Source organism: Cupriavidus sp. 01L46, assembly GCF_056399905.1.
This window is the reverse complement of the sequence record NZ_JBFTSF010000222.1, coordinates 1-11,021: the sequence shown is the minus strand read 5'-3', so window position 1 is coordinate 11,021 and position 11,021 is coordinate 1. Positions and strand designations below refer to the sequence as shown.

The window sequence follows — 11,021 nt, the reverse complement described above, 5'->3', positions numbered from 1 at the left end:
CTTCCTATCCAGGTCAAGGAAGTCGCTCTGCGATGATTCGCGCAAGGGGTTTACGCATCTAATGGTTTTGCCATATCCTAAAAAAGAGTTAATCAAGAACTCCATCGGTCAAGCGCCGTCGATCATTCAAAAAATAGAGCAAGGCACCAAATGGACATTTCGCGTCAGGCGCTGTTMGGCCGACTCAATCCCACCCTATTCAAGGCGATCGAAAGCGCGACCGCCTTCTGCAAACTCCGCGGCAAGCTGCGCATCCGCGTGATGGATGTGTCCAAGGAGGACCTGCGTCGCACGCTGCGCCGGTACAAGGGTATCGGCTGGGACCAGAGCCCGTTCTTCAAGCGCATTTACGAAGAGGAATACGGCCAGCTCGGCGGCGAACCGTACGGCTGCCTGGTCGCCGACTACTACTTCGACCACACCCCGCCCGACGTGGAACTGCTGGGTTCGCTCGCCAAGATTTCGGCGGCCGCCCAACCGCTTGCGCACGGGCAAGGTCACGCTGAATGACTATGACTTCCGCAAGCCGCGGGCGGACCTGACCACCGACAACAGCCAACCGCGCGAGACCGGCTTCGCTGACTTCGAGCGGTACGAGTACCCGGGCGACTATGTCGAGCCGGCGGTAGGCGACATGCGGGCGAGGATTCGCATGKAGGAGCGCCGTACCCGGGGCCGGCGCGTGCGCGGTGTCGGTGCCTTGCGTGGCGTGGCGCCGGGCTGCACCTACATGGTGAGCAATCACGGCAATCCCGCGTTGAACCGGGAGTTCCTCGTGACCAGCACGACGTTCGACCTGGAGGACGTCGGCGGCGAGTCCGGCAGCCGGCAGCGGTTTGCCTGCCGCGTGGCTTTTGAAGGCCATCCCACCGACGAAGTCTTCCGTCCGCCGCGTACGGTCGGCAAGCCGCGCGTCGCCGGCCTGCAGCGGGCGGTCGTGACCGGGCCGAAGAACCAGGAAATCTGGTGCAATGAGCACGGGAGCGTGAACATTCAGTTTGAATGGGACCGCTATGGGCAGCACGACGAGAACTCTTCACCGTGGATTCGTGTCGTCAACGGCTGGTCCGGCGATCAGTTTGGCGCGATGCATATTCCGCGTATCGGCCAGGAGGTCATTGTTGCCTTCCTCAACGGCGATCCGGATTGCCCGCTGATCGTCGGGCGGGTGCCGAACCAGTTCAATATGTCGCCGTGGGCACTGCCGGGGCAGCACGCGCTGTCGGGGATTCGAAGCAAGGAGTTGTTTGGAGAGCGTCACAATCACCTGTTGATGGACGATACGAAGGACCAGATACAGAGTCAGCTCTCATCGGATCATCGGCTCTCCCAACTCAACCTGGGTTATCTGACGAGCGTATCGTTGCTACAGCCACTACCGATATCCATTGCACTTCTTACATTCCTAGGCTGGCTTGGTCACTTCGAGGCCTTTACCTTTACGCACTGGCCCGTGCGATTGAATAGACGCAACCGCATGGTTTACGTTTTCCGCCGCAAAAGCGCCGGAGGAATGCTGGCACTCAAATGGGATGACATCTATTTCTGCATGGGGCCTGGCCAGCCTTATGCAGGGCGGCCTCCGCTAGTCTGGGATATTCGCGGCCATGTGCTGGCGCCGGACAAGAAGACGGTGCTCGATACCTTCTCGATGGGGCTTCACTGCACCAAGGACCTGCTGCCTGCTCACTGGGAATACTTGCGCCGCTATATGGAAGAAGGACCGCAGAGCATTCCGATGCCGCGCCGGTACCGGCCGATTGCGGAGAAGCGCGAGTCTTTCCTGTTTGCTGCCAAGGTGGCCTTCAGCAACTTCAGCCATGGCTATGCGTTCCTGCTGTTTGGCACGCCGTTCGCACTGATTACCTTGTTTGGGCGTTTGCTTTGCATGCCGACGAACAAGGTGCCGGTTTGGCCGGGGGAAGTGGAGGAGGCGTGCCGGATCGAGCCTGGCGATCCGTATGAGCAGCGCGTTTCAGGAGAGTGAAATTCAGGCACAGGTGGTCGATAGCAAGCTTCAGGAGTGGCTCAAGCGCTACGTTTGGGGAGAGTTCCAAAGCGAGAACCCAAACGAAGCCTTCAAGACCGGTCCTCAGGAAATGCAACAAGCATTGGAATAAAAACGTATGTCAATGGACTATACCGGGCAGACGCCAAAGTACAAGATAAACCGGCCACTAACGGAGCAGGAGCGCAAAGACCGGCTATCTCAGAAGCAGCCAGCAAGGGTGAGAAAGAGCGAAGACATACAAGATTGGGATGCGCTAATCAGGTTGAACTCGACATTCATAGAGGTGGTCKATAAGTTCTACGCTTGGAAGGGAATTATGTTTGCTTTTGCATTCATATTTTTTTCTGGTGCGATGCTGTTGACAATAGCAATAAGTCGACTCACATTGTTTGAACAACTTGCTGCATTTCCTGATGAGAGTGAGAAAATCATTCTCGGAGCAGTAGCAACATGGATAATAGCTATTCCATTTATTGTATTTACCGCTTGGGCGGCTCACTTCGAAGCCTTCACCTTTACACACTGGCCCGTGCGCTTGAATAGACACAACCGCATGGTTTACGTTTTCCGCCGCAAAAGTGCCGGAGGAATGCTGGCACTCAAATGGGATGACATCTATTTCTGTATGGGGCCTGGCCAGCCTTATGCAGGGCGGCCTCCGCTAGTCTGGGATATTCGCGGCCACGTGCTGGCGCCAGACAAGAAGACGGTGCTCGATACCTTCTCGGTGGGGATTCACTGCACCAAGGACCTGCTGCCTGCTCACTGGGAATACTTGCGCCGCTATATGGAAGAGGGCCCGCAGAGTATTCCGATGCCGCGCCGGTACCTGCCGATTGCGGAGAAGCGCGAGTCTTTCCTGTTTGCTGCCAAGGTGGCCTTCAGCAACTTCAGCTATGGCTATGCGTTCCTGCTGTTTGGCACGCCGTTCGCACTGATTACCTTGTTGGGGCGTTTGCTTTGCATGCCGACGAACAAGGTGCCGGTTTGGCCGGGGGAGGTGGAGGAGGCGTGCCGGATCGAGCCTGGCGACCCGTATGCGCAGCGCGTTTCAGGAGAGTGAAAAATCAGAAGTGGGTCGATTTCGAACTGAGGCAGGAAATGCCGGCAGATACCGCGACCGGCTTAGGTCATTTTGGAGTGAGAACATGAACTTGCCAATTATCACTGTGGGTGACACTACCACGCACGGCGGACGCGTCATTACGGGTTCCGCATCTCATCTCTTGCAAGGCCGGCCTATCGCCAGGCAGGGAGACCTGGTTGATTGCCCAGCGCACTACTCGGACGGGCGTCCACACGGTGTCAACGCCATCACCGAAGGAGACCCGGCCTTTCTCGTGGAAGGGCGGCCAGTTGCGCTGCACGGACATCGCTGCGAATGCGGTTGCGAGCTGATCGGCTCGCAGCTTGCCGACGTCGGAGGCTGAGCATGCGTCAGTTGTACCGCTTTTGGCCGATGGCGATTGCCTTGCTTGCTGGTTGCGCGGCCAGTCCTGTGCAGAATGAACAGATGAAGCTGGTTCTCCGTGCGGAAGCCAAGCCAACTGTCAATCCAGATGCAAGGGGGCGGGCGAGTCCTGTTCTGGTGCGCATGTATGAGCTGAAGTCCGATGGGACATTCGCAAACGCAGACTACTTCACGCTGCAAAGCTCAGACAAGACGCTGCTTCTTGAAGACCTCCTCTCTCGTGACGAGTTCATCCTTCGGCCGAACGAAACCCGCGATTTCGAAAGAAAGCTGAATCCGGCAACCACGGCACTGGGCTTTCTTGTTGGTTACAACGATCTTGGGAAGGCTACCTGGCGAACGGTCTACAAGCTGCCGCCAGCACCGGAAGCCGCGTGGTACAGGGCGGTAGTGCCGGCACGCAAGATCAAGCTGCAGGTGTTGCTTGATCAGTTGACCATCAACATTACAAAAATCGAGTGATTCAATGAGTTGGTATAACAAAGTCGTCTGGAGCGAAGGCCTCTTTTTGCGTCCACAGCTGTTCCAACAGCAAGAGCGCTATCTTGAGCATTACGCCCATAAGCGTAGCGCGGCGCTTGGCCCGTTCTTCTGGGGTTTCAACCAGGTTGACATCGATACCGAAGCGCTCGCGGTAGGGAAGCTCGTTGTCTCCGCTGCCGCCGGCATCTTTCCGGACGGTACGCCATTCGATGCGCCGGGGCAGGTTTCATCGCCAGCGCCGTTGGCGCTTCGGCATGAGCATGTCGGCCAGATGGTCTGTCTGGCCGTGCCGATCCGCACGCCGAACGCACAGGAGACCGACTTTGACGATGCCGCAGATTCGTTGGCGCGATTCCGGACATTTGAGGAAGATCTGCTCGACGCCAACTCGATCTCGCAGGGTCCGAAGCTGATCCAGCTGGCCGACCTGCGCCTGCGCTTGCTCACGGAGAAGGAGTTGACCAGCGCCTGGCTCGGCATGCCGCTGGCACGAGTCAGCGAGGTTCGTGCCGATGGTAGCGCCAGGCTTGACGGGACATTGATTCCACCGGTCAGCACCTTTGCTGCCAGCCCATTGCTGTACAGCTGGCTCACCGAAATTCACGGCCTGCTGCGCATGCGTGCTACTGCCATGGCCGAGCGCCTTTGCGCCGCGAGTATGCGGGGCGGGGATGCAGCGGAAGTCAGCGAGTATCTGATTCTGCAGCTGCTGAACCGTTATGAGCCAATTCTAACGCATCTGCTGGCTGCCAAGGCTGCCTCGCCGGAACTTCTCTATGTCCATTTGGCAGCGCTGTCTGGTGAGCTATCGACATTCGTGCGCACGCACAGCCGTCGACCTGTGGCGCATGCCGCTTACCGACACGATGCCCCACATAGTTGCCTGAAGCCGTTGTTCGACGACCTGCGCTTCCTGCTCAATGTGGTTCTTGAGCGTGCCGCCCAGAGGATTCAGCTTGAACTTCAGCCGCACGGCATCCGGCTGGCTGTGCTGGACCCTGCGGAGATCCAGCGCTTCACGACATTCGTGCTGGCTGTCGCGGCGCGAATGCCTGTGGATACGCTGCAGCAGCAATTTCCGGCTCAGGCAAAGGCGGGCCCGTCCGAGCGCCTGGTCGACTTGATACGGTCTCATTTGCCGGGGATTCCACTCCAGGCGCTTCCGGTACCGCCGCGGCAGATTCCGTTCAATGCGGGCTATGTCTATTTCGAGCTTGCCCGAGAGAATCCTCTCTGGAAGCAAGTTGAGAAATTTGGTGGGCTGGCGCTACATGTTGCCGGCGATTTTCCCGATCTGCAGGTTGACCTTTGGGGAGTTCGTAGCTGATGACTGCAAGGAACATGCACAATCCGGACGCATCGACGGAGTCAGGGGCCGGGCCTTACCAGGATGCTTCCGGCATCGGCATCGGCATCGGCATCGAAAACGCCAAGTTCGCCCCTGAGAAGGGGGCTGCGCTAGCGGGCGGAAGGTCCCTCTTGCTAGACGCTGCCCGCCCGCTTCTGCGAGCACTTGCCGATGTCCCGGAGGGGTTGGACGAGGAGGATGTGCCACGGCTCCAGGCCCTGTTGACACGTGAAGTGCAACGCTTTCAAAGTTTGTGCGAAAGGGCCAATCTGCGCCGCGAGCATATCCTGGCAGCGAGCTATGCCTTGTGCACGGCGCTGGACGAGGCTGCACAGAAGCAGGCATGGGGCATACACAGTTGGCCGCAGCAAGGGTTGCTTGTCAGCTTGCACGGGGACACCGAGGGCGGCACCAAATGCTTTCATCTGCTCGGTCGGCTGGTGAACAGTCCCCACGAACATATGCCGGTCATTGAGGTGTTCTATCACGTTCTATCGCTGGGATTCGAAGGGCACTATGTCGGGCAGACCGATGGTCACCGGCAATTGGACGCGATCCGCCAGCGCCTCTTCCACCTGATCAGTGGCGCACGCGAGAGCGTGCCGCGCGAGCTTTCGCCCAACTGGCGTGGCGTGGACGCAGGACGACTCAGCGTGCTACGCACGGTGCCGGTATGGGTCACGGCGTTGGTGCTGGCCCTTGCGGTCTTTGGCTTGTTCGCCTGGTACAAATACCATCTGTTGCTCCGCACGCACGATCTCGAGCAGCAGATCCTCGCCATCGGCAAGACAATGCCGCCGGAGCCGCCCAAGGCGCTGCGCCTTGCCGAGTTGCTCAAGGACGAGATCGCCCGTGGGGTCGTCAGCGTGCAGGAGGACGCCACGCGCAGCGCTGTCACCTTCCGTGGCGACGACATGTTCGGCGGCGGGCGGGCCGAGGTAAGCGGCAAGATCTTGCCGCTGCTGGACAAGGTCGCGGGGGAGATCAACAAGGTCTCCGGCAAGGTGACCGTAATCGGCCACAGCGACAACGCACCCATCAAGACGGCCAGGTTCCCCTCGAATCAGGCGTTGTCCGAGGAGCGTGCCGCGACCGTGACGGAGTACCTGGCCAGCAAGGGCGTGGCCAAGGGGCGCCTCGAAGCCATTGGCAAGGGCGATATCGAGCCACTTACCGACAACAAGACGCCAGCCGCCCGAGCGAAGAATCGCCGGGTTGAGATCGTCGTCACGCAGTAATCGGGGTCAAGGCATGGATTTTCTGAAACGTATCGGGGCGGTGCTGTGTTCCCGGCAGATGCTCGCACTCATCGGCGTGCTCGTGGTCGCGGCAGCCATCTGGTTTATCGGACCGCTGCTTGGATTCAATGGCACGCATCCGCTGGCGGGCCTAGGCGCGCGCGCCACGGTCATCGTGCTGTTGCTGGCGCTGGCGCTTTTCTGGCTGCTTGGCTGGCCGGTCTCCACCATCGGGGGCGTCGCGCTGTGCCTGCTGATCTGGCACGCGGGGCCGTTGCTTGCCGTTGGGACCAGCCATCCGCTGGCGCCGGGTTCGGTCCGCATCCTGCTGATCTCGGCGATCGTCCTCGTGTTCGTTGCGTATCTGCTGTACCTGCTTTGGCAGCGTGCACGTACGAATGAGACATTGGTCACGAGCCTGCTGAACTTTGGCGGGAAGCGCGAGGAGGTGGTCGCCGGGGATGAAGTGGCGGCGCTGAACACCGCCATCCAGACTGCGCTGCGCCAGCTGAAGGGCATGCGCGCCGGCAGCCGGATCGGTCGACTGTTCGAGGGACGGCGCTACCTCTACGAACTGCCGTGGTACATGATGGTCGGTGTGCCAAGGGCTGGCAAGACGACAGCCTTGTTGAACGCCGGGCTGCAATTCCCCATTGCCGAGCAAATGAGCGCGGCGGCTCGCGCACGGCAAGACACCGAGCAGACGAACTGGTGGTTCACCAACGAGGCGGTCCTGATCGACACGGCAGGCCGCTACACGGCGCAGGTGTCGGGTTCGGCGATCGAGCTGGCCGAATGGAAGGGCTTTCTTGGCCTGCTGCGAAKACACCGTGCCCGCGCCCCGATCAACGGTGCGCTGGTGACGATCAGCGTGGCGGACCTGCTTCGGCATTCCGCTGAGGAGCGGGTTGCCGAAGCGGCCAGGATTCGGGCGCGCCTGGCMGAACTGCGTGAGGAACTGGGCATCCAGTTCCCCATCTACGTGCTGGTGACCAAGCTCGATCAGCTTGCCGGCTTCACGGACTACTTCCAATGCCTGACCAGCGAGGGGCGGGCCCAGCCCTTGGGGTTCACCTTGCCGGTTGCGGGMAAGCGGTGGCTGCGACAGCCGGCTGTTGATGCCGCTGCGCAGTGCCGCAAGGAGATGCAGTCATTGGTGACGCGGTTGAAGGCGGGGCTGGAGGGCCGACTGTCCGAGGAGTTCGATCTGGGCCGGCGCAAGGCGCTCTACGCCTTGGAGGATGAACTCGGGAGCCTGACGGAACCGCTTGTCGCGATGCTGGAGCTGATGTTCCTGGACTCGCGGTACGACGACACCGAGCGCAATGCCATGCTGCGCGGCGTGTATTTCACCAGTGCCGCGCAAACAGAGGGGGAAGTGGTCGCAGATGCAAGCACCGTCTTCCGGGAACTGCGTGGCATTGGAAAGGCAGGCGCCCAAGCTGCTGGCGCCACCGCAGACAAGGCCACCGGCAACCGCAGCTACTTCCTGCAGGATGTTCTCCAGCGCATCATCGTGCCCGAGGCRAACCTGGTGAAGCCGAACCTGCGCTGGGAATTCCGCTTCCGCCTGCTGCGCGTGCTCGGCCACGCGCTGCTATTGGTGATCTTCCTGTGGCTGGTCGGGGCGCTCCATAACAGCTTCGGCCATAACGATAGCTATCACGACGTGGTCCAGGAGAAAGCCAAGGGGCTGGCAGCGACGGTGACGGCGTTCTACAAGAAGCCGCAGCCGGATACGATGCCCGAGGTGCTGGCTACGGCCCGCGACCTGCCCGCCTACACTGGCCTGAATCTGGCGGATCCGTCCGTCGACTGGCGGTATGGCCTCTACAGCGTGCCGCCGCTGCTGGGCGCTGCGACCCAGACCCATACGAGATTGCAGGACAACCTGCTGGTGCCATACCTGGTACGCCGGGTCGAATCCGTGCTGTCCACCGCCGTTGGCCAGCGTGACGCCAAGCAGACCTACGATACGCTGCGGGTCTACCTGATGCTCCACGACAAGGACAAGTTCAACGCGTCCGACGTGCGTAGCTGGCTGCAAAGCGACTGGGCAGTCGGCAACGGGGCGGACGCCTTCGGCGGCCGGGTGGCAGTGATCGGGCACCTGGACAGCCTGCTGGACGGCAGCCGTGCGGTGCAGTCGCCTTATGCCAGGAACGAGGCGCTGATCCGCTCGGCGCGGGAGTTTCTGGATGGAAATACTTCCGTCGAACGCCTCTACGACCGCGCCAAGGCGGCGATGATGGAGGAGGCGCCGCAGGATTTCACGCTGGTGCGCGCGGTCGGGCCGCAGGCTGGCACGGTCTTCACCCGAGCCAGTGGTGAGCCGCTGGAGCGGGGCATCCCTGGGCTCTTCACCTACGCCGGCTACCACGACCTGTTCAATGCGCGCCTGCCGGAATTCGTCGGCAAGGCACAGGCGGTTGACAGCTGGGTCATGGGAAGGGGCACGGGGCTCGGCGCTCAAAAAAAAACGCTTGAGAGCGCCGCGGGCAAGCTGACCGGCAACGATCCCCTGACGCGCGAGATTCGACGCCTGTACCTGAGCGAGTATGCACGGCACTGGGAGGAATTCCTGGGCGATATCCGGACGGTGACCGGCAACAACCTGGCCTTTGACCTGGAGATCCTGCGCAATTTCGCCGCGCCGGACTCCCCGCTGGCCCGGCTGGGCCGGGCAGCGGTGCAGGAAACCACGCTGAGCCGTCCGGTGGATCCCGAGGACAAGTCCCTGGCGGAGAAGGCGCTGTCCGCGCTGGACAAGAAATCCGACAAGGTCAACGCACTGACCGCCCGCGCCGAGGCTCGCCAGGAGCGCGAGGTGGTCGATAACCGCTTCGCCGCGCTGCGCGAAGTGGTGACTGGCCAGGCCGATGCCGCCAACCCGGGCGCGCAGGCTGCCGCCGGGAAGCCGCAACTGGATGCGATAGCCGGCATGGTTAACGCCTATTACACCAGTTTGGTAGTGGCCAACAATGCGCTGAACACCCGGAACCTGCCGCCCCCGTCAGATGCCGGGGCGCAATTGCGCATGGAGGCGGCCAAGCTGCCGGCGCCCTTCAAGGCGGTGCTGGCCGATCTGGTAGTGCAGGGCACCCGGGATGTCAACAAGGGCGTCGGCGACATCCTGATCGCCCAGATGGATGCTGTGATCGGCGAAAGTTGCCGCAGTGCCGTCGACGGCAAGTATCCGTTCACGCCGACGTCGATGCAGGACGTGGATCCCGATGATCTTGCACGCGTCTTTGCTACTGGCGGTGTGCTGGACGACTTCTTCCAGAAGGTACTGGCTCCACACGTGGATACCACTATCTCGCCGTGGCGCTACAAGTTGACCGCGCCCGACGTGCCACCGGTGGCCGGCCCGAGCCTGGTGCCGTTCCAGCGCGCCAAGGAGATCCGGGAGGTGTTCTTCCGTGATCCGGGCGCAAAGAAGATGGCCTGGAAGGTCGACCTGAAGGTCATAGAGCTCGATCCCGAAATCGTCGAGCTGAACATGGATTTCGATGGGCAGAGCCAGCGCTACGTGCACGGCCCGGTGATCCCGCTCAAGGTGACCTGGCCAGGCCCGCGCGGCGGGCAGGGTGCCGAAATCACCGCCAGCCCGCGCATCCGCCCCGACACCTCGACGTTGACCGCCAACGGCCCGTGGGCCCTGATGCGCGTGATTGCCAAGGGTAAGCTGGCCGGCTCGGCGACAGCCAGCCACTTCATGGCCGAGTATGACTTTGACGGCCGCAAGGCGAAGCTCGACATCAACACCGGCAGTCTCGCGAATCCATGGACCACCGCCCTGCTGCAGGGCTTCCAGTGTCCGGGGAGGTCGGGGTGATTACGGCACCGTCGATTTTCGGCAAGCTGCCAGCGCAAGGGGACTTTGTTCGCCACAATGCGCCCCTGGCCCAGGTGGCGATGTGGCGGAACTGGTTCGACCCCGGGCAGGCCGAAGCCCCGGTCCGGGCGCCAGCGCTTTCCATCGTCGGCCATGCGCCGCATTGGTTGCATCTGACGCCACCCAGCCTCCTGGGCCAAGCCCGATTGCGCGCGGCTGAGCCGTGTCATTTCATCCTGCGCACGCGCGGCCTGAAGTTCCCCAGCGAGGGCGGCTACCTGATTGGTGTCATGGCCGCGTCCCGAGACCGGGTGGGGCGCCGCTACCCGCTGGTGGTATGGCAGAGCGTCAGCGCCCAATGGGCCGGGCAGCTCCTCGGCGCACCGGCGCACTGGCTCACCGATCTGGTGCAGTTGGTGCATGACTACACCCGCCTGCCGGACCGAACGGGCTTGGCCGCGGCAGTCGATGCCTTGTGGGCCAACCATCGACCCGGCTGGCGGGATCGCATCCAGGTGTCGTTCAAGCGCCTGGCCGGCGCACGGAATCAGGCCGCCTCAGGGAATTTGCTCAGCGACAGCTTCACTGGGCCCGAAGCCATCCGTGACGACTGGCCACCGCACCTGTTGCGC

Annotated in this window: 8 protein-coding genes and 2 pseudogenes; all 10 read left to right on the top strand. The window is 61.7% G+C overall.

Features of this window, described 5'->3' with window-relative positions; genetic code table 11:
- Positions 1–243: 243 nt before the first annotated feature.
- Positions 244–474: pseudogene (locus AC1DS3_RS28550) on the top strand (type VI secretion system contractile sheath domain-containing protein); the annotation flags it as partial.
- Positions 470–1,987: pseudogene (gene tssI / locus AC1DS3_RS28545) on the top strand (type VI secretion system tip protein TssI/VgrG); the annotation flags it as partial. The pseudogenes AC1DS3_RS28550 and tssI, both read left to right, overlap by 5 nt.
- A complete protein-coding gene (locus AC1DS3_RS28540) occupies positions 1,962–2,120 on the top strand; it encodes a hypothetical protein (RefSeq protein ID WP_441639617.1) in 159 nt (52 codons plus the stop codon). The pseudogene tssI and the gene AC1DS3_RS28540, both read left to right, overlap by 26 nt.
- Positions 2,121–2,126: 6 nt before the next feature.
- Positions 2,127–3,074, top strand: a complete 948-nt coding sequence (locus tag AC1DS3_RS28535) for a DUF6708 domain-containing protein (protein WP_477128416.1) — start codon at positions 2,127–2,129, stop codon at positions 3,072–3,074.
- 85 nt (positions 3,075–3,159) lie between these two features.
- Positions 3,160–3,441, top strand: a complete 282-nt coding sequence (locus AC1DS3_RS28530; protein WP_441639619.1) for a PAAR domain-containing protein — start codon at positions 3,160–3,162, stop codon at positions 3,439–3,441.
- Between the two features lie 2 nt (positions 3,442–3,443).
- Positions 3,444–3,944 carry a type VI secretion system lipoprotein TssJ gene (tssJ, locus tag AC1DS3_RS28525; protein ID WP_441639620.1) on the top strand — a complete coding sequence of 167 codons (501 nt, stop codon included), beginning with the start codon at positions 3,444–3,446 and terminating at the stop codon, positions 3,942–3,944.
- Between the two features lie 4 nt (positions 3,945–3,948).
- Positions 3,949–5,292, top strand: a complete 1,344-nt coding sequence (gene tssK / locus AC1DS3_RS28520) for a type VI secretion system baseplate subunit TssK (RefSeq protein WP_441639621.1) — start codon at positions 3,949–3,951, stop codon at positions 5,290–5,292.
- Between the two features lie 14 nt (positions 5,293–5,306).
- Positions 5,307–6,551: a type VI secretion system protein TssL, long form gene (tssL, locus tag AC1DS3_RS28515; protein WP_477128415.1), complete on the top strand. Its 1,245-nt coding sequence runs from the start codon at positions 5,307–5,309 to the stop codon at positions 6,549–6,551.
- Between the two features lie 13 nt (positions 6,552–6,564).
- On the top strand, positions 6,565–10,389 hold the full coding sequence (gene tssM / locus AC1DS3_RS28510) for a type VI secretion system membrane subunit TssM (RefSeq protein WP_477128414.1): 3,825 nt from the start codon (positions 6,565–6,567) through the stop codon (positions 10,387–10,389).
- The coding region (locus tag AC1DS3_RS28505) for a TagF domain-containing protein (protein WP_477128413.1) at positions 10,386–11,021 on the top strand (636 nt) is incomplete at its 3' end. The genes tssM and AC1DS3_RS28505, both read left to right, overlap by 4 nt.

Bases quoted from the DNA above. Each gene is read 5' to 3' on its own strand.
- AC1DS3_RS28540 (WP_441639617.1), top strand. From the start codon at position 1,962: ATGAGCAGCGCGTTTCAGGAGAGTGAAATTCAGGCACAGGTGGTCGAT.
- AC1DS3_RS28530 (WP_441639619.1), top strand. From the start codon at position 3,160: ATGAACTTGCCAATTATCACTGTGGGTGACACTACCACGCACGGCGGA.
- tssJ (WP_441639620.1), top strand. From the start codon at position 3,444: ATGCGTCAGTTGTACCGCTTTTGGCCGATGGCGATTGCCTTGCTTGCT.
- tssK (WP_441639621.1), top strand. From the start codon at position 3,949: ATGAGTTGGTATAACAAAGTCGTCTGGAGCGAAGGCCTCTTTTTGCGT.
- tssL (WP_477128415.1), top strand. From the start codon at position 5,307: ATGCACAATCCGGACGCATCGACGGAGTCAGGGGCCGGGCCTTACCAG.